Source organism: Streptomyces sp. NPDC006552 (assembly GCF_040611655.1).
Taxonomy (GTDB): Bacteria; Actinomycetota; Actinomycetes; order Streptomycetales; family Streptomycetaceae; genus Streptomyces.
Genome location: NZ_JBEXOS010000016.1, coordinates 44510 through 62552, shown reverse-complemented (window position 1 = coordinate 62552; position 18043 = coordinate 44510). Strand labels below are relative to the sequence as shown.

General features: G+C 71.8%; 14 protein-coding genes. 6 read left to right on the top strand and 8 right to left on the bottom strand.

Features of this window, described 5'->3' with window-relative positions; all coding sequences use genetic code 11:
• The first annotated feature begins 8 nt into the window (after positions 1 to 8).
• Positions 9 to 1019 carry a glycosyl hydrolase gene (locus ABZY33_RS12760; RefSeq protein WP_356491544.1) on the top strand — a complete coding sequence of 337 codons (1011 nt, stop codon included), beginning with the start codon at positions 9 to 11 and terminating at the stop codon, positions 1017 to 1019.
• A gap of 56 nt (positions 1020 to 1075) precedes the next feature.
• Here the strand turns inward: ABZY33_RS12760 and ABZY33_RS12755 are convergent, their stop codons facing one another.
• Positions 1076 to 2113: a LacI family DNA-binding transcriptional regulator gene (locus tag ABZY33_RS12755; RefSeq protein WP_356491543.1), complete on the bottom strand. Its 1038-nt coding sequence runs from the start codon at positions 2111 to 2113 to the stop codon at positions 1076 to 1078.
• Entirely contained in the window at positions 2110 to 4521 is a 2412-nt protein-coding gene (locus ABZY33_RS12750; protein WP_356491542.1) for a glycoside hydrolase family 2 protein, read from the bottom strand. Before ABZY33_RS12750 ends, ABZY33_RS12755 begins: the two co-directional genes overlap by 4 nt.
• Before the next feature lie 268 nt (positions 4522 to 4789).
• Here ABZY33_RS12750 and ABZY33_RS12745 point away from each other — a divergent pair, with 268 nt between their 5' ends.
• The 3 genes from ABZY33_RS12745 to ABZY33_RS12735 all read left to right on the top strand — a co-directional run bounded on the left by ABZY33_RS12745 (position 4790) and on the right by ABZY33_RS12735 (position 8033).
• Positions 4790 to 6106: an extracellular solute-binding protein gene (locus ABZY33_RS12745; protein WP_356491541.1), complete on the top strand. Its 1317-nt coding sequence runs from the start codon at positions 4790 to 4792 to the stop codon at positions 6104 to 6106.
• A gap of 95 nt (positions 6107 to 6201) precedes the next feature.
• Positions 6202 to 7170 carry a sugar ABC transporter permease gene (locus ABZY33_RS12740; protein ID WP_356491540.1) on the top strand — a complete coding sequence of 323 codons (969 nt, stop codon included), beginning with the start codon at positions 6202 to 6204 and terminating at the stop codon, positions 7168 to 7170.
• Entirely contained in the window at positions 7167 to 8033 is an 867-nt protein-coding gene (locus ABZY33_RS12735) for a carbohydrate ABC transporter permease (protein WP_356491539.1), read from the top strand. Before ABZY33_RS12740 ends, ABZY33_RS12735 begins: the two co-directional genes overlap by 4 nt.
• A gap of 128 nt (positions 8034 to 8161) precedes the next feature.
• Here ABZY33_RS12735 and ABZY33_RS12730 read toward each other — a convergent pair whose 3' ends face one another.
• Positions 8162 to 8797, bottom strand: coding sequence for a helix-turn-helix domain-containing protein (locus tag ABZY33_RS12730; protein ID WP_356491538.1), 636 nt, complete (start codon positions 8795 to 8797; stop codon positions 8162 to 8164).
• A gap of 89 nt (positions 8798 to 8886) precedes the next feature.
• Here ABZY33_RS12730 and ABZY33_RS12725 point away from each other — a divergent pair, with 89 nt between their 5' ends.
• Together ABZY33_RS12725 and mca are read left to right on the top strand one after the other, a co-directional pair.
• The gene (locus ABZY33_RS12725) at positions 8887 to 9771 is read left to right on the top strand and encodes an alpha/beta hydrolase (RefSeq protein WP_356491537.1); all 885 of its coding nucleotides are present in this window, start codon (positions 8887 to 8889) and stop codon (positions 9769 to 9771) included.
• Positions 9768 to 11789, top strand: a complete 2022-nt coding sequence (mca, locus tag ABZY33_RS12720) for a mycothiol conjugate amidase Mca (RefSeq protein WP_356491536.1) — start codon at positions 9768 to 9770, stop codon at positions 11787 to 11789. The genes ABZY33_RS12725 and mca overlap by 4 nt, the downstream gene beginning before the upstream one ends.
• Positions 11790 to 11879: 90 nt before the next feature.
• On the opposite strand, the gene ABZY33_RS12715 is transcribed toward mca, so the two are convergent.
• The 5 genes from ABZY33_RS12715 to ABZY33_RS12695 all read right to left on the bottom strand — a co-directional run bounded on the left by ABZY33_RS12715 (position 11880) and on the right by ABZY33_RS12695 (position 17835).
• Complete coding sequence (locus tag ABZY33_RS12715) at positions 11880 to 13964, bottom strand: MMPL family transporter (RefSeq protein WP_356491535.1); 2085 nt, start codon at positions 13962 to 13964, stop codon at positions 11880 to 11882.
• A gap of 144 nt (positions 13965 to 14108) precedes the next feature.
• Positions 14109 to 14591 carry a MarR family winged helix-turn-helix transcriptional regulator gene (locus ABZY33_RS12710; protein WP_356491534.1) on the bottom strand — a complete coding sequence of 161 codons (483 nt, stop codon included), beginning with the start codon at positions 14589 to 14591 and terminating at the stop codon, positions 14109 to 14111.
• A 9-nt stretch (positions 14592 to 14600) separates the two neighbouring features.
• Entirely contained in the window at positions 14601 to 15062 is a 462-nt protein-coding gene (locus ABZY33_RS12705; RefSeq protein WP_356491533.1) for an STAS domain-containing protein, read from the bottom strand.
• Positions 15059 to 16171 (bottom strand): cobalamin B12-binding domain-containing protein, encoded by a 1113-nt coding sequence (locus tag ABZY33_RS12700; protein ID WP_356491532.1) that lies wholly within the window; start codon positions 16169 to 16171, stop codon positions 15059 to 15061. Before ABZY33_RS12700 ends, ABZY33_RS12705 begins: the two co-directional genes overlap by 4 nt.
• Positions 16168 to 17835, bottom strand: a complete 1668-nt coding sequence (locus ABZY33_RS12695) for a PP2C family protein-serine/threonine phosphatase (RefSeq protein WP_356491531.1) — start codon at positions 17833 to 17835, stop codon at positions 16168 to 16170. The genes ABZY33_RS12700 and ABZY33_RS12695 overlap by 4 nt, the downstream gene beginning before the upstream one ends.
• Positions 17836 to 18043 lie beyond the last annotated feature (208 nt).

Below are 18043 nucleotides of genomic sequence, written 5' to 3'. Positions count from 1 at the left end.
GGACCCCCATGCCCAGAACTCCGCTGCCGCGGACGCGCGCGCTGGCGCCGCTCGTCGCCCTCCTCGCCGCCGCGCTCGTGGCGCTCGCCCTGGCCCCCGACGCGCAGGCGTTCCCCGGCCGGTCCAGGCAGCAGGTGATCGACTACCTGCGCTCGATCAGCGGCTCGCACATCGTCTCCGGCCAGCACAACAAGGAGCCGGCGAGCAATCCGGGCCAGTACACCCAGCAGGTCAAGGACGTCACGGGCCAGTACCCGGGCCTGTGGGGCGGCGACCTGATGTTCAACGCCGCCGACGTGGCCGCCCGGCAGCGGGTGATCGACCAGGCGAAGACCGAGTGGGCCAACGGCTCGCTGGTGGCGCTGACCTGGCACGTCTGCCCGCCGACGATGGGCAGTTCGTGCGCGTTCGAGGGCGGCGTCAAGTCCACCATCTCGGACGCGCAGTTCACCCAGGTCGTGACCGACGGCACGGCCCTGAACACCGCGTGGAAGCGCCGGCTCGACGAGGCGGTCCCGTACTTGCAGCAACTGAAGGCGGCGGGGGTGCCCGTCCTGTTCCGGCCGCTGCACGAGATGAACGAGAGCTGGAACTGGTGGGGCCACCGCCCGGGGGCGGACGGGAGCGCGAAGCTCTACCGGATCACCCATGACTACCTGGAGGCCAAGGGCCTGACCAACCTGATCTGGGTGTGGAACGTGCAGGACAACCCGGCGGGCGGCTGGGCCGGTTACTACCCGGGCGCCGGCTACGTCGACGTCGCGTCCCTCGACGTCTGGTACAAGAACTACCCGAGCACCGCCGACTACCAGCAGCTCCAGGCCATCGCGGCCGGCAAGCCGATCGCGCTCGCCGAGATGGGCAAGATCCCGAACGCGTCCCTGCTGGAGGGCCAGACCCGCTGGGCCTACTTCATGATGTGGTCGGAGCAGCTGCGCGGGAACAACAGCAACGCCGAGCTCCAGGCCGGCTACTTCCACCCACGCGTCCTCAACCAGGGTGAGGTGCAGCTGCCGTAGGGGACGGCGAGGTGGCCCGCCCCCGAGAGGCGGGCCACCTCGGCCGTGCCGACCGGTCAGGGGCGGCGCGGGCGCGGCGCCGCCGTGGAGGCGCGGGGGGTCAGGGACGGCATGGGCACGGGGTGGGAGGTGACCGTCCGTCCCTCGATGAGGTCGAAGAGCACCCGCGTCACGTCCGCGCCGAACCCGTGCACGTCGTGGCTCATCGCGGACAGGGTCGGATGTGTCAGCCGGCACAGCTGCGAGTCGTCCCAGGCCAGCAGGGACAGCTCGGCCGGCACGGAGACGTTCATCTCGGCGGCGACGCCGAGCCCGGCGACCGCCATGATGTCGTTGTCGTAGACGATGGCGGTGGGCCGCTCCGCGCGCAGCAGCAGCGACCGGGTGGCCCGCGCCCCCTCCTCCCCCGCGAAGCCGGACGCCACCTGGAGCGAACCGTCGAGCCCCAGGGACTCCGCCGTCCGCCGGAACGCCTCCTCGCGGATGGCGCTGTGGCCCAGCGCCTCGGGCCCGCCGACCCGGCCGATCCGCCGGTGGCCGAGGGCGGCCAGATAGCGAACGGCTTCGGCCATGGCGGTGGCGTCGTCGGTCCACACGGACGGCATGCCGCCGGTCAGGTCGGGGTGTCCGACCGCCACGGCGGGCATGCCCAGCTTCTTCAGCGGCTCGATCCGCGGGTCGTCCCGGTCGAAGTCGACCAGGACCGAGCCGCCGACCTGCCGCTCGCGCCACCACGTCTGCTGCAGTTCGATCTCCTCCTGCCTGCTGCTGACCAGGCGCAGGAGCAGGGAGCAGGAGCGCTCGGCCAGCACGCTCTCGATGCCGGAGATGAACTCCATGTAGAACGGTTCGAGACCGAGGAGCCGGGCCGGGCGGCACAGGGCGAGACCGACCGTGTCCGTGGTCTGCCGGGAGAGGCTGCGGGCCGAGGAGTTCGGCGCCCAGCCCATCTCCCGGGCCACCGCGAAGATCCGCTCCCGGGTCGCGTCGGAGAGCCCGGGTTTGTGGTTGAACGCGATCGAGACCGCGCCCTTGGAAACTCCCGCGGCGGCGGCGACGTCCTTGATGGTGACGCGCTGCGTGGGTGCGCTCACGCGGGTTCCACGCAGAAGAAGGCGGCCCGGATGGCGTTGGCCCCGGCGCCGTCCGTGCCGTGCAGCCGGATACGGGTGCTCTCGCCGGGGAGCAGTGTGGTCAGTCCGCGCTCGGCCCGGGCGTGGGGCGCGATGCGGTCGGCCTGCAGCAGCAGGTCTCGTACGAGAGTCTGGGCGGTCACCACGACGTCGACTGTATCCCGGTCCCGGCCGACGGTCTCGACGGCGATCTCGAAGCGGGGCTCGGGGTAGTCGAACGCGTGGTCCCGCGTCTCGAAGTGGAGCGCGCGCAGGTCACCGGCGTCGGCGACCAGGTACTCCTTGGCCGATCCGGTGGCCGGTACGACCTCCGGCGGGACGGGCAGCCGCAGGACCTCGCGGGGCGGCGCGGTGAGCCCGAGCGAGACGCGCGCCGCGAGGGTCCCGTCGGCCCGCATCAGGCGCAGCGTCACGTCGCAGCTCCATGGGGTGGCGCCCTGGTTGGCCAGGACGAGTTCGGGGCCGTCGGCGCCGGGTTGCAGGGTCAGCAGGCGGTCGGCGTAGAGGCGGCGCAGCTCGTGGTAGAGCGGCTTGGGGCGGCCGTCACCGTCGATCGCCGCCCAGGAGCTGACAGGCCAGCAGTCGTTGATCTGCCAGACGATGGTGCCGGCGCAGCGCGGCCAGTTCGCGCGCCAGTGCTCGATGCCGGTGGCGACGGCGCGGGCCTGGACGAGCTGGGTGAGGTAGTGCCAGCGGTCGAAGTCGCCCTCGGGCAGGGGGAAGTGGCGGGCGACTCCGCGGTTCAGCTTGTCGTTGCCGCCCTCGGCCTTCTGGTGGTGGAGCATGCCGGGTGAGTCCGGGGCGAGCGGCTCTCCGGGCAGGGCGCGGCGCAGGGTGGCGAGGGCCGGGGGCGCCTGCCAGCCGAACTCGGAGACGAAGCGCGGCACGTTCGCGCGGTACGCGGTGTAGTCCTGCCGGTTCCACACCTCCCACGAGTGGTGGGTGCCGTGGTCGGGGTCGTTCGGGTGGTGGTCCCAGGAGCCGGACCAGGGGCTGCCCGCCAGGTAGGGGCGGGTCGGGTCCGTCTCGGCCACGACGCGCGGGAGCAGTCCGAGGTAGTACCCCTCGCCCCAGGAGTTCCCGGCAAGCGCGCCCTCCCACTCCCAGTCGCGAAAGCCCCACAGGTTCTCGTTGTTGCCGTTCCACACGACGAGGCTGGGGTGCGGCATCAGGCGTGCGACGTTCTCGCGGGCCTCGGCCTCGACCTCGCCCCGCAGCGGCTGTTCCTCGGGATAGGCGGCGCAGGCGAAGAGGAAGTCCTGCCACACCATGAGGCCGAGTTCGTCGCAGGCGTCGTAGAAGGCCGCGTCCTCGTAGATGCCGCCGCCCCAGACGCGGACCAGGTCGGCATGGGCGTCGGCGGTCTGCTGGAGCCGGGTGCGGTAACGCTCGGGGGTGAGGCGGGAGGGCAGCACGTCGTCGGGGATCCAGTTCACGCCGCGTACGAAGATCCGGGTGCCGTTGACGACGAAGGTGAATCCGGTGCCGTGTTCGTCGGCGGCGCGGTCGATCTCGATGGTGCGAAAGCCGGTGCGGCGGTGCCAGCCGTCGAGTGGCCGGTCATCGGCGAAGAGGGTCAACTCGATGTCGTAGAGCGGCTGTTCGCCGTACCCGCGTGGCCACCACAGGCGTACGTCGGGGACGTCGAGCACCAGCGTGAGCGCGTCGCCGTCCGTCTCGGCGCGGGCCGACGCGCCGGCCACCGTGGCCTGCGCGGTGAGCCGCCGGGCGGCGCCGGCGGCGGTGCGTTCGAGGTCGACGCGCAGTTCCACGCGCCCTCGCGTGCCGTCCACGGTGACCAGGGGGCGGACCCGCGTGATGCGCGCCGTCGACCAGTGTTCGAGGCGGACGGGGCGCCACATGCCGGCCGTCACCACGGTCGGGCCCCAGTCCCAGCCGAAGCTGCAGGCCATCTTGCGGAGGTACTGGAACGGCTCGGGGTAGGCGTTGGGCCGCTCCCCCACCGTCGCGCGCACGGCGTCCGCCTCGTCGTAGGCGGAGTCGAAAGTGACGCTCAACTCGCCCGCGCGGCCGGTGACATCGAACCGGTAGGAGCGGTGCATATTGCGGGTGCGGCCCAGCTCGGCGCCGTCGAGAACGATCCGGGCGACAGTGTCGAGGCCGTCGAAGACCAGGTCCGTCCGCTCGTGCGCGCCGGTGGCTGTCTGCGCGGCGCCGAGGTCGCGGGTGTAGGTCCACGCGCGGCGGCCCACCCACGCGATCTCCCGCTCGTTGCGCCCGATGAACGGGTCCGGGATCCGGCCGGCGGCGAGCAGGTCGGTGTGGACGCAGCCGGGGACCTGGGCGGCCAGGCGCGTCCCGTCGTGGTCGAGACTCCATCCTTCGCTGAGCTGGGCGGTGTCCTTCATAGTGCGGCTCCAATCGGACGGACGCGGGCCCGGTTCGTATGAGACGCCGCCAACCTAGCCTCCGAGCTGTGAACCGGTCTAGTCCTCACGACGTTCCACCAGCCCGGCCAACACGCCTGTCAGTACCGCGACTTGCTCACTGCCTGGTGGCGAACGGTAACGATTGAGCATCGCGGCGGAAATCGAGCCTTTACCGGTTCATTCGCGGCTGACATAGTGCCGTCAGCCCGCTGGGCCCGAGCCGTAATCCTTGGAAGGAGTTGGGCACATGAGGACGAAGCCGCTGAGCGCGATGGCGCTCGCCGCCGCACTGCTGACCGTCACGGGGTGCGGGGGCGGAGGGGACTCCTCGGGGGAGGCGGCCGGGTCGCCGTCGGACCCGGCCAAGGTGTCGGGCACCATCACCGTGCTCACCAACCGCACCGACCTCGTCCAGGACGGCACGATGAAGAAGTACGCCGCCGCGTTCCGCACGACGTACCCCAAGGTGACCGTGAAGTTCCAGGGCATCACCGACTACGAGGGGGAGGTGAAGATAAGGATGAACACCGACAACTACGGGGACGTGCTGCTGATCCCCGGGGTGATCGCCAAGGGCGACTATCCGAAGTTCTTCGCCCCGCTCGGCTCCACCGCGCAGATGGCCAGGACCTACCGCTTCACCGGCAAGACGGACGTCGAGGGGAAGACGTACGGCATCGCCAACTTCGGTACCGCCAACGGCTTCGTCTACAACAAGGCCGTCTGGAAGGCGGCCGGCATCACCGACTGGCCCACCACTCCGGCGCGCTTCCTCGACGACCTGCGACGGGTCAAGGAGAAGACCGGCGCGACGTACTACACGAACTTCAAGGACGGCTGGCCGCTGAGCGGCGCGTGGAGCAACAACATCGGCTCGGTCACCTGCGACGGCAAGGCCTGGGACGCGCTGGCCACGGCCGACAAGCCGTGGCGGCCCGGCAGCGAGCTCAACGTCGACGACACGCTCCTCTACGACATCGTCCACCACAAGCTGGCCGAGAAGGACCCGACGACCACCAACTGGGAGGCGTCCAAGACCCAGTTGGCCAAGGGAAAGATCAGCAGCATGATGCTCGGCTCCTGGGCCGTCAACCAGATGCGCGCCGCCGCCTCGGCGGCCGGTGAGAACCCGGACGACATCGGCTTCATGCCGTTCCCGGCCCAGAAGGACGGCCGGTTCTGCGCGACGCTGGTCTCCGACTACCAGTTGGCCGTCAACACCCACTCGGACCACAAGCCCGCCGCGCGCGCCTGGATCGACTGGTTCACCGAGAAGTCGGGCTTCGCCGCGAAGGAGGGCGGGGTCTCGGCGCTGACCGCCATGAGCTTCCCCGAGGTCCTGAAGCCCTTCCAGGACAACGATGTCAAGCTCATCGAGCGTTCCGAGGCCAGGACCGAGGAGGTCAACGCCATCGACAACGCCGCCGAGATCGGCCTCGCCAAGCCGGACTACCGGCAAAAGCTCATCGACCTCGCGCGCGGCGCCCAGAAGGGTTCCTTGCAGGGCTACTTCGCCGAACTGGACAAGCGCTGGGCCGAAGCGGCGGCGGCCGCCGGGAGCTGACCGGACGCGCACGTGTGCGGGGCCCGCGCCGCCGCCCCGCCGGGGCCGGGCCCCACCGCCGGCCACCGCCTCGGACCACGAAAGGGCCGTTCCGCATGACCGTCACCCCATCGAAAGCCCCACCGGCACCGAAGCGGCACACCGCGCCCGTCCGGCGCCGCACCCGCCCCGGCTCCCCGCGCGCCACGTCCTGGCGCGACCACCCCCTGCGCAGGATCACCCCCTGGCTCTTCCTGCTCGCACCTCTCACCCTGCTGATCACGTTCACGTACGTCCCCGTGGCCGGCATGGTCTCCTACAGCTTCACGGACTGGGACGGGGTGAGCCCGGACCGGGACTTCATCGGCCTGGAGAACTACGTCAGGCTGTTCACCCGCCCCGAGCTGTTCCGGGTCTTCTTCGTCAGCTTCTACTACCTGGCCGCGTCGGCCGCGCAGATCGTGCTCGCGCTCTACTTCGCGACGGTCCTCAGCTTCGACCTGCGGTTCCGCAACCTCTTCAAGGGCATCCTCTTCTTCCCGTACCTGATCAACGGTGTGGCGATCGGCTTCGTCTTCCTCTACTTCTTCCAGGACGGCGGCACCCTCGACTCGCTCCTGTCCCTGGTCGGCGCCGACGGGGACCACGCCTGGCTCGGCACCCCGGAGGCGGCCAACACCTCGCTGGCGGGCGTCTCCGTGTGGCGGTACACCGGCCTGAACTTCGTGCTGTTCCTGGGGGCCATCCAGTCGATCCCCGGCGAGCTGTACGAGGCCGCACAGCTCGACGGCGCGAGCCGCTGGCAGCAGTTCCGGCACATCATCGCGCCGGGCATCCGGCCGGTGCTCAGCCTCAGCGTCATCCTGGCGGTCTCCGGCTCGCTGGCCGTCTTCGAGATCCCGTACATCATGACCGGCGGCTCGACGGGCACCTCGACGTTCGTCATCCAGACGGTCAAGCTCGCCTTCCAGTTCAACAAGACGGGCCTCGCCTCGGCCTGCGCCGTGGTGCTGCTTCTGATCATCCTGCTCGTCACCTGGATCCAGCGCCGGCTCGTGCCCGACGACAAGGTGGACCTCGTATGACCACGCTCACCACGGACGACCGGCCCCGCTCGCGCCGCCGGCCGGGCCTCGGCACCGCGCTGACCTATCTCTCGCTCGTCGCCGCCTCTCTGGTGGTCCTCGTGCCGCTCGTCGTCGTCTTCCTGACCTCGCTCAAGACGTCGCGCGAAGTGGCCGACGGGAGCGGTGCGCTGAGCCTGCCCGATCACTGGTTCAACCTGTCCAACTACGCCACGGCCTTCCGCGACGGGCACCTGCTGACGGCGTTCGGGAACACGGCGTTCATCCTGGTGTTCTCCCTCACCGGGACCGTGCTCATCGGTTCCATGACGGCGTACGCGATCGACCGCTTCGAGTTCCGGTTCAAGAAGATGGTGCTGGCGCTCTTCCTCGTCGCCACGCTCGTGCCCGGCGTGACGACGCAGGTGGCGACGTTCCAGGTGGTCAACGGCTTCGAGCTGGTGGACTCCCGGTGGGCCCCGGTCCTGCTGTACATGGGGACCGACATCGTCTCGGTCTACATCTTCCTGCAGTTCGTCCGCGGGATCCCGACGTCGCTGGACGAGGCCGCGCGGCTGGACGGGGCGAACACCTTCACCATCTACCGCAGGATCATCCTGCCGCTGCTCAAGCCGGCGATCGCGACCGTGGTCATCGTCAAGGGCATCACGACGTACAACGACTTCTACATCCCGTTCCTCTATCTGCCGTCCGAGGACAAGGGGACGATCTCGACGGCCCTCTTCCGCTTCAAGGGGCCGTTCGGCGCGCACTGGGAGGCGATCTCGGCCGGGGCGATCCTGGTCATCCTGCCGACCCTGCTGGTCTTCCTCTTCCTCCAGCGCTACATCTACAACGGCTTCGCCCAGGGAGCCACCAAGTAGGTGTCCGGGGGCGCGCGCCACCGGCCCCGGCCCCGTTCGCGGACGACGAGGGTGACGCGCGTACGCCGGAGGAACGGATCTCCCCGGCGGGCCCGGCGTCCGCTCCGTCCCGTCGGGCCCGTCGGGCGCTACGCGGCGGTGCGCACGGCGTAGTCGGCGAGGGAGGGCCCGAGCAGGCCGAAGACCTCGTCGGTTGCCGCGCTCAAGGTGGCTGCGATCTGCCGGTTCGTGCGGCCCTCGGCGGCGAGGTCGAGAGCGTGATGGAAGAGGGTGCGGTGGGCCGCGGCCAGGAGAGCGGCAGCCGCCCGGGGGGTGAGGGCTCCTGCGGGTGCCGCGGTCTCGGCGGCCAGCGCCGCGGCGAGGGCTTCCTCGCGCTGTTCGTGGAGTTCGCGCAGGCGGGCGCCGAGGGTGGGGCTGCCGAGGACCATCCGGGCGAAGTCCGGACCGCAGAAGCCGGCGAGGGCGTCATGGCGTGCGACGGCTGCCAGGTACTCGCGGTGCAGGCCGGCCAGCGCGGACTCGCCCTCGCGGCGGGAGCCGAACGCGGCGGCGAGGCTGCCGCGGAAGGTCTCGTGGAAGTCGAGGGCGAGGTCCTCCTTGCGCGGGAAGTAGTTGGTGATGGTCATCTTGGCCACCTGCGCGGCGATGGCGATCTCGGCGATGGTCACCGCCTCGAAGCCGTACTCCAGGAACAGCCGCGTCGCGGCGTCGGAGATGGCTTGGCGGGTCTGCCGCCTCTTCAGTTCTCGCAGTCCAGCGGTCATGCCCGCCATCCTAATCTAGGTCGGACCTAAAAATATGCTTGACTCTTAGATGGGTCGCACCTAACTTTATGTCCGTCCAAGGAAAACAAGTGGAAGGGAACCGGGTGAACCTGCGCATCACTGCGGCCGAGTCGGCCGCCGTCCGCGACCGGCTTGCCCGACTGGCCGACGGCATCCCGGATCTGCCCGCCGATGCCGACCTCGCCCCCGCGCTGCCGGCCACCGGCGGGGTGCCCGGCCGGTGGACCAACGCCTCCGGCCGACCCCCGGGCGAGGCCGGCGTCGTCCTCTACGTCCACGGCGGTGGCTTCGCCGGCACGGAACCCCGCACCGAACGAGCGTTCGCGTACCGGCTGTCGCAGGCCACGGGCCGCCCGGTGTTCGGCGTCGACTACCGGCTCGCCCCGGCACACCCGTATCCGGCGGCGATGCACGACGTGGCCGCTGCACACCGCCGCATGATCGAGCAGGGTGTGCCGGCCGGCCGCATCGTGCACGTCGGCGAGTCGGCCGGCGCCACCCTGGTGCTGTCCGCCCTGCTGGCGCTGGAGCAGGCCGGGGGCACCCTGCCGGCCACCGCGGTCGTGCTCTCCCCGCTCGCCGATCTCACGCTCTCCAGCCCCTCCCTGACGGCGGACCGGGGCCGCGACACCATCAGCAAGGCGGCACTGGAGACGGCGTGCACCCGGTACCTGGCCGGGGCGCGGCCCGACGCCGCGCCCCAGTCCCCGCTCCACGGCGACTTGTCGGGCCTGCCCGACCTGCTGGTGGTCGCCGGCGGAGCCGAAGTGCTCGCGGACGACGCCCGTCGGCTGGCCGCCGCCGCGACCGCGGCCGGCACCCTCGCCCGCCTCGACCTGTACGAGGACCTCCCCCACGTCTTCCACCTGGCCCTGCTGACCGGCGCCCCGACCGCCGCCACGGACACCTTCCTGCGCCGCCTGGCGCAGTGGACCCACGAGAGGACCGCATGAACCTGCGCGTCACCCCGGAAGAGCCCCTGCGCCTGATGAGTGTGCACGCCCACCCCGACGACGAGTCGAGCAAGGGCGCGGCGACGCTGGCCATGTACGCCGCCGAGGGCGCCGACGTCCTCGTCGTGACCTGCACCGGCGGCGAGCGCGGCACCGTCCTCAACCCCGCGATGGACCGGCCGCAGGTGCGCGCCGACCTACCGCGGATCCGTCGTGCGGAGATGGCCGCCGCCCGCGACATCCTCGGCATCCGCCAGCACTTCCTGGGATTCACCGACTCCGGGCTGCCCGCGGACGGTGAGCCGCTGCCGGACGGCTGTTTCGCCGCGACCGCGCTGGAGGAGTCGACCGCGTCGCTGGTGGCGCTGATCCGTGACTTCCGGCCCCATGTGCTGATCACCTACGACGAGACGGGGGGCTATCCCCACCCCGACCACATCCGTACGCACCAGGTCACCACCGCCGCCTTCGAGGCGGCGAGCGACCCCGGCCGCTTTCCCGGGGCCGGGCCTGTCTGGCAGCCGCTCAAGCTCTACTATCACGGCGCCCTGTCCAGGGCCTGGTTCCAGACTCTCCACGACGGCATGACCGCCCGCGGCATCGCCTCCGGAATGGAGGCGGTGCTCGCCGAGTTCGGCCCGGGCTCCGCCGAGCAGCCGGAATTCACCACCCGGATCCGGTGCGCCGAGCACTTCCCCACGCGGGACAGGGCGCTGCTGGCGCACGCCACACAGATCGACCCGAACGCCGGGTTCATGCTCCACGACCGCGCCGTGGAGCGTGAGGTATGGCCCACCGAGGACTACCACCTGGCCCGCTCCCACGTCCCGGTCACGCTCCCCGAGGACGACCTGTTCGCCGGGGTACGCGCCGAGCGGCCCACGGTGCTGGTCTCCGGCGGTGGGGTGGCCGGATCGACGGTGGCGTACTGGCTGTCGCAGCGCGGGTACGCCCCCACGGTCGTCGAACGCGCACCGGCGCTGCGCAGCGGCGGACAGGCGGTCGACTTCCGCGGCCCGGCCCTGACCGTGCTGGAGCGGATGGGCGTACTCGACCGGGTGAAGGAGCGCGACACCGGTATCGGCGACTGCACCGTGGTGGACTCCGCCGGCGAACCGTACGCCGTGATACCGGCCGCGCTCTATGCCGGCGGACTGGAGGTTCTCATCGACGAGTTGATCGAGATCCTGCACGACCGCGCCGCGCAGGCCGGCGTCACCTTCCGTTTCGGCGACTCCGTCACGGCGCTGGCCCAGGACGACGACGGAGTGCACGTCACCTTCGAGCACGCCCCGCCGGAACGCTTCGACCTGGTGATCGGCGCCGACGGGGCACACTCGGCGGTCCGGCGACTGGCCTTCGGCCCCGAGGACGCCTTCACGCACCACCTGGGCTGCTATTACGCCTACTGGGAGGCCGACAACCACCTTGGGCTCGACGGCGAGGGCATGGCCACCGGCGACGGCGAGACGGCGGCGCTGAGCGTGTTCACCGTCAAGGACACCAGGCGGGCCCGGGTGGGGCTGCTGTTCAAGGCCGATCAGCGGCTGCCCGTCGGCCGCGGCGACCGGAAGGCGCAGACGAAGGTCCTCAAGGCCCGCGCCGCACACCTGGGCTGGCAGGCCCCGGCCCTGCTGGCCGAGTTGGACAGAACCGCCGATCTCTACTTCGACGCCATGGTCCAGATCCGCATGGACGCCTGGTCCACCGGCCGCGTCGTCCTCGTCGGGGATGCCGGATACTGCGCCGCCCCGACCTCGGGCCGCGGCACCTCCCAGGCCCTGGTCGGCTCCTACGTCCTGGCCGCGCGACTGGCCGCGGCCGACGGCGACCACTCCACCGCCTTCGCCGCCTACGAACGCGCCATGCGCCCCTATGTCGAACACAACCAGGCCATCGGAGTCCAGGGCAGCCGATACGTCTTCGCCCGCCCCACCCAGGAGATGTTCGACGCCATGGCAGCCCAGGCCCACGCCTCCCAGCCCGAGCCCGGGCTGGAATCGCTCCTGCCGACCTGATGACCCCGGCGGGCCCGGGTGACGAAGCGACCGAAGAATCGGCAGAGTCGCGCGCGCCCTTTCCGGGGTCTTACCGGGGCTGCCGGGCCGTCACTCCTCGCGGCGGCTCAGACGTCCGGGCCACCACGCCTTCGGGCCGATGTCCCGGACGAGCGCGGGCACCAGCAGCGACCGGACGACCAAGGTGTCGAGCAGGACGCCGAACGCCACGATGAACGCGATCTGCACCAGGAACGCGAGCGGGATGACGCCGAGGGCCGCGAACGTTGCGGCCAGCACGACACCGGCCGAGGTGATCACCCCGCCGGTGGCGACGAGCGCCTTGAGGATGCCCTCGCGGACCCCGTGCTCCAGCGACTCCTCCCGGGCCCGGGACATCAGGAAGATGTTGTAGTCCACCCCGAGCGCGACGAGGAACACGAACCCGTACAGCGGTACCGACGCGTCCGTGCCGCTGAAGCCGAACACGTGCGGGAAGACGAGCGAGGAGATGCCCAGCGTGGCCGCGAAGTTGAGGGCCACCGTCGCGACCAGGAGGAGGGGCATGAGGACGGAGCGCAGCAGTGCGACCAGGATGACCAGGATGATGAGCAGGACCACAGGGACGATCAGCGCCCGGTCCCGTTCCGCCGTGTGCTGGGTGTCGTACTGCTGCGCGGTGTAGCCGCCGACCAGCGTGTCGGCCCCGTCGATGCCGTGCAGCGCGGCACGGAGCCGGGAGACGGTCGCCTTGGCCGCGTCGCTGTCGGCGGCGTCCTTCAGCGTGACGTCGACGCGGACCCGGCCGTCCACGACGCGGGCCGGTCCGGCGCCGGGCCTGCCCTGTTCGTTCAGGGCCGCCGCGCGGGCCACCCCTTCCGTCGCCGCGGCCCGCGCGGTGACCTCCTTCTCGTGCCGGGCGTCGGCGATCACCACGGCCGGGTTCCCGGAGCCGCCGGGGAAGTGGTCGGCCAGCGTGGCCTGCGCGGCGACCGACGGCGCGTCGTTGACGAAGATCTCGTCGAGCGGCACGCCCTTGGAGTTCAGCGTCGGGGCGAACGCGGCGCACACGAGCAGCCCGCCCAGGGCGACGGCCCAGATCTTCCGCGGCGACCTGCGCACCGCGCGTGCGACGCGGGGCCACACGCCCCGGCCGCCGCCCGTCGCGTCGGCCGGGCGCGGACGCGCGGGCCAGTACGCGGCGTTGCCCAGCAGCACCAGCACCGCGGGCAGGAAGGTGAGGGTGCTCAGCACGGCGCTGACGATGCCGATGGCACCGACCGGGCCGAGGGCGCGGTTGTTGGTGAGGTCGCTCAGCAGCAGCGCGAGCAGGCCGAGGGCGACGGTCGCGGCGCTGGCGGTGATCGCCCCGGCCGAGCGGCGCAGCGCGGCCCGCATGGCGGTGAACCGGTCGGCGCGGGCGGCGAGTTCCTCGCGGTAACGGGCGGTCAGGAGCAGGGCGTAGTCGGTGGCCGCACCGATCACGAGGATGGAGAGGATGCCCTGCACCTGTCCGTCGACACGGACGACGCCGTGGTCCGCGAGGACGTAGACGACCGCGCAGGCCACCCCCAGCGCGAAGACCGCGCCCAGGATGATGACGAAGGGCAGCAGGACGCTGCGGTACACCAGCAGCAGGATCACCAGGACCGTGACCAGGGCGACCACGAGCAGCAGCCCGTCGATGCCCGCGAACGCGCCCGACAGGTCCGCCTGGCTCGCCGCCGGGCCCGCGACGGCGACGGTGGTACCGGCCGCCCGCGCCGCCGCGCGCTCCACCCGGTCGAGCGTGGGCGAGAGGTCGTCGCCGAGGTCGGGACGGAGCTGGACGACGCCTTGCAGCGCCTTGTGGTCGCCGGAGGGCACCGCGGGCGACACCTTCCCCACCACACCGGGGGTTCCCTCCAGCCGGGCGAGCGCCCGGGTGGCCTGCTCGCGCTGTCCGGCGCTGACGGTGCCGCTGTCGGCGGCGGTCCAGACGACGATCGCGGGCAGGGTCTCGTCCTGCTGGAAGGCACGCTGTGCGTCGATCACGCGGGTGGACTCGGCGTTGCGCGGCAGAAAGGCCGCTTGGTCGTTGGTGGCGACCTCGCCGAGCCGTCCGGCGTAGGGCCCCAGGGTGCCGCCGACGGCGAGCCAGACGAACAGCAGGACGAGAGGCACGAGCCAGCGTGTACCTCGAGTGGTGCGGGACATGGATCTCCCCAGGCAGACGGCGGGAACAACAAGCTCAACGAAAAAGTATCTCAATGATTGAGTTATGTGGGGAGCGGGTGCTCCTCCTGACAGTCGCTTCCGCGCAGACCCTCATCCCGGATGCGGCTGGTTCCGCTGCGTCTGCTACGCCTGCGGACTCGTGGTCTGCGAGAGTTCCTCGTTGAGGTCGTTCAGAAACCTCAGCACCACCGTCAGTTCGTCCTCGCTGTACCCGCCGCGGACCCGGTCGGCCGCCGCCGCCAGCGGCCCGAAGTACCGCCGTGCCCGCGCCTGCGCCCCGGGCACGTACCGCAGATGGACGACGCGCCGGTCGGTGCTCTCGCGGACCCGGCTGACATGTCCCGCCCGCTCCAGCCGGTCCACGCAGGCGGTGACCGCGCCGGAGGTGAGGCCCAGGCGGTGGCGGAGCGCGCCCGGGGTCAGCGGCTCGGCGGAGTCCAGGATGGCGGCGAGCGCCTGCACGTCGGTGGGGTGCAGGCCCTGGCCGGCCGCGAAGCCGTGGACGAGACGGTTCAGCTCGCCGTTGAGCCGGCGCAGCTGTACGCCGAGGGCCTGCAGATCGGGGTGGGGATCCGCGGCCGGCCTGTCTGGTTCACGACTGTCCACCCGGCCACCCTACCGACGCTCCTGTGGCCGCCGGCTCCGCCGTTGATCACCCGCGTCCACCCCCGGCTCGGAGCCGTGGCCGGGCCCGGGCGCCGCGCCGGACTCGGCACTGGACGGCTCCTGTTCGCCCTCGGCGGCGCCGTCCGTGCCGACGAGGTACTCGAAGGTGCCGGTGATGGTCAGCAGCCGGTCCAGGCGCGTGGAGCGCTCGACGATCTCCAGCGTCGCCCCGACCGCGTCCAGGCGGCGGCGCAGTCCGAGCAGCGTGGACAGGCCCATCGAGTCGACGCCGCCGAGGCCGGCGCAGTGCAGCCGCACCACCCGGGTCGCGGGATGGTCGGCCAGGAGCTGGTCCGTGTAGGCGGTGAAGTGGCCGCTGGTGTCGTAGTCGAGGGCGCCGTCCACCTGGAGGGCGAGCACGCCGTCGTCCGTGCCGGTGAGGCCGAGGCGCAGGGGAGGGTAGGTGGTCATGCGGGCCGTCCTGGTCCGGGAACGGTCAGGGCACTGCGGGCCGCGGTCAGGATGCCGGTGGCCCGCGGGAAGTCCTTCAACTGGTGCAGGAGCGAGTCCAGAGCGGGCAGCAGGCTCTGCGGCGGCACGCTCCGGGCGTCCAGGATGCCGGCGGTCCAGGCGACGAACGTCGTGAAGAGTTCCGCGTCGTCGACGTAGAGAGCCGTGACGAGATAACTGACGATGTGGCCGATGTCCTCGGCCGTGCGCTCCCGCTGCCCCTCGCCGTAGGTACGCATCGGCGGGAAGGCGTCCTCCACGTCGATGAGGGTCTGTTTGACCAGTTGCCGCTTGCCCTGGCCGACCAGCGTGTACTCCTGGTCGGCCAGGTGCGGCAGATCCAGGTCGGGCAGGCGCGCCGCGTCGGCGGTGGGCCGGTCGAGCCCCTGTTCCAGGAGGGTGTGGGCGCCGACGGCGTCGGGGGCCCAGGCCGCCTGCATCCGGCGCGCGTAGCGGCCGTGCGGGCCGAACGCGGCGCCGCCGGCCATGACGGGGGTCCCGGTGGCCTGGCAGGCGCTGATCGCGGCGTGGGCGGTGGGCAGATGCGCCGGTATCGACGAGGACAGCAGCACGGCGTCGGATCTGCGCTGATGGAGGTGGGCGATGAGGTGCGCGGTCGGCACCTGCGCGCCCAGGTAATCGACGCGCCAGCCCCGCAGGCGCAGTACTTCGGCGACCAGCCGGGCAGGCAGCGCGTGCCATTCGCCGTCCACGCAGGCCACCGTCACCCGGCCGCGTGCCGGGGCGCCGGCGAGGGCGGGCGCGGCCACGTCGGCGACGGCGGAGACGCACCGTTCGTTGATCGCCGTCGCCGCGTGCTCCTGGGCGACGGTCAGCCGGTCGGCCGCCCATTCGACGCCGACCCGTTCTTGCGCGGGCGCGATCAGTTCGAGGAGCACCCGCTCGGCCGCCGCCAGGGTCCGCCCGGGACCGGCCGCGCCGACGGCGAACCGGACCAGCGCGACCGCATGGGTGTCGTCGCATGCCAGCAGTGCCTGCCACAGCTGCTCGCGCAGCTCGCCGTCGGTGAGCGCCGTGCCGGTGGCCGCGCTCGTCTCGCGTGTCGTCATGCAGTGAACCTGCCCCGAGTATGTCCGTCCACCGCGGTGAGGTGGTTGTTGCGCGGCGCTGTGATCGCCAGCAGCGCGATGTCGTCGTGCGGTCCCGCGCCGACCCACTGCGCGGTGGTCATCTGTACATATTCGGTGACGGCGTCGGCCGGCAGGCCGGCGCACTGCGACAGTGTGTTCCGCAGGCGTTCCTCACCGAACATGGTGTCGCCGAGCGGGCCGCCGTGTGCCTCGGTGACACCGTCCGAGTACAGCAGGCACGTCTCCCCCGGCGCGAGCTCCACGCTCGCCGTGCTGACCTTGACCATGTGTGTGGGCAGCGCGCCGATCAGCATGCCCATCGTGTCCGCCTCCTCGACGCGGCCGTCGGTCCGCACGATGAGCGGGGTGGGGTGGCCTGCGCTGGACACCCGCAGCCGCACCCGGCTGCCCTCCCGCTTCACGGAGGCCAGGGCGAGGGTCGCGAACCGGGCGTGGTGCGAGGTCAGCAGCGCGTTGTTGAGCAGCGTGAGCACCCGGTGGTGGTCCGCGGCGAACGGCAGCAGCGCCTCGATCGTGTTGCGGATCTTGCCCGTGAGCACGGCGGCTTCCAGCCCCTTGCCGCACACGTCGCCCAGGACCGCGAAGGTCTCCTCCTCGTCGTTCCCGGCGGGGTAGACGTCGTAGAAGTCGCCGCCGATCCGCTCGCCCGCGGCGGCCGCGCGGTAGCGGCCGGAGAAGTCGACGCCGCGCACCCCTTGCAGCACCGGCGGCAGCAGCTCGCGCATCAGCACATCGGTGATGTGGGTCTGCTCCGCGTATATCCGGGCGGCCGACAGGGCCGCGCCCGCGCGCGCGGCGAAGAGCCGGGCGAAGGCCTCCTCGGCGTCGGTGAAGGCCGCCTCCTCGCTGTGGCGCATCATGACGATGGCACCGGCCGGCAGTCCGTGCCCGGGCAGCGGGACGACGACGACCGAGCCGATCCGGCCGCCGTCGGCGGTGAACTCGGCGGGGACCGCCCACGGGGGCACCTGCGCCGGGTCGATCCAGCGCGAGGGCACCGGCGGGAAGCCCAGCAGGGCCTCGGAGAGGCCCGGCAGGTCGCGCGGGTCGAGCGCGATCTTCTCCTGGACCACCGGGCCGCCGGTGACGCAGCGGGTGACGGGGTAGGTGCGCCCGCCGCGGACACCGACGATGACCGCCGCGTCCGCGAGGTGCTGCGCGGCCATCCGTGCGGTCACCTCCATGCACCGGTCCGCGTTCAGCGACGCGAGCAGTTCGCTGGAGATCTCCTGGAGGACGCGCGAGCGGGTCCGCTCGCTCTCCAGCTGGTCGTGGGCGGAGCGCAGGCCGCCGTCGTCGACCAGCCACCAGGAGACGGCGCCGTCGGCGCCGCGGCTGGGAAAGGCGTCCACGGTCCGGCCGCTGACCTGGCCCCGGGCCACGGGCGGGCTGGCGTGCTCGCTCCGGAGCACCTCGCGGTGTGCCTCGGCCAGCCACGCGGGGGCCGTGTCCACGAGGAGCGCACCGGCCCGGAGCCCGTCGAGAAGGGCGCCCGCCTGGTCGTTGCAGGACAGGACGCGGCCCGTCCGGTCCACCGTGACCGCCGGATACGGTTCACGCGGACCGGGGACGGCCTCGGCCGGCACGCCTAGGGAGCGCAACGGCTCCGTGGGGGAAGACATCACCAGGGACCGACCCGCGCACTGCGGGTCCCCACCACCTTTCGCCTGCGACCTCAGGACAGCAACCGACCCTGCGGGCTACGGCACTGTCGTGGGCGGGTCTCGGCATCGGTCAGTACAGTTTCCATTGGGCAACAGTTGCACGGACGGCGCTTCATGGGCAACCACCCTTCCGGCTGATGGTCCGGCCGCCGGCCGGGCATCCAGG

What these genes read in the sequence shown, in the direction of transcription:
- ABZY33_RS12760 (WP_356491544.1), top strand. Translation starts at nt 9, where the DNA reads ATGCCCAGAACTCCGCTGCCGCGGACGCGCGCGCTGGCGCCGCTCGTC.
- ABZY33_RS12750 (WP_356491542.1), bottom strand. Translation starts at nt 4,521, where the DNA reads ATGAAGGACACCGCCCAGCTCAGCGAAGGATGGAGTCTCGACCACGAC.
- ABZY33_RS12745 (WP_356491541.1), top strand. Translation starts at nt 4,790, where the DNA reads ATGAGGACGAAGCCGCTGAGCGCGATGGCGCTCGCCGCCGCACTGCTG.
- ABZY33_RS12740 (WP_356491540.1), top strand. Translation starts at nt 6,202, where the DNA reads ATGACCGTCACCCCATCGAAAGCCCCACCGGCACCGAAGCGGCACACC.
- ABZY33_RS12735 (WP_356491539.1), top strand. Translation starts at nt 7,167, where the DNA reads ATGACCACGCTCACCACGGACGACCGGCCCCGCTCGCGCCGCCGGCCG.
- ABZY33_RS12730 (WP_356491538.1), bottom strand. Translation starts at nt 8,797, where the DNA reads ATGACCGCTGGACTGCGAGAACTGAAGAGGCGGCAGACCCGCCAAGCC.
- mca (WP_356491536.1), top strand. Translation starts at nt 9,768, where the DNA reads ATGAACCTGCGCGTCACCCCGGAAGAGCCCCTGCGCCTGATGAGTGTG.
- ABZY33_RS12715 (WP_356491535.1), bottom strand. Translation starts at nt 13,964, where the DNA reads ATGTCCCGCACCACTCGAGGTACACGCTGGCTCGTGCCTCTCGTCCTG.
- ABZY33_RS12705 (WP_356491533.1), bottom strand. Translation starts at nt 15,062, where the DNA reads ATGACCACCTACCCTCCCCTGCGCCTCGGCCTCACCGGCACGGACGAC.
- ABZY33_RS12700 (WP_356491532.1), bottom strand. Translation starts at nt 16,171, where the DNA reads ATGACGACACGCGAGACGAGCGCGGCCACCGGCACGGCGCTCACCGAC.
- ABZY33_RS12695 (WP_356491531.1), bottom strand. Translation starts at nt 17,835, where the DNA reads ATGTCTTCCCCCACGGAGCCGTTGCGCTCCCTAGGCGTGCCGGCCGAG.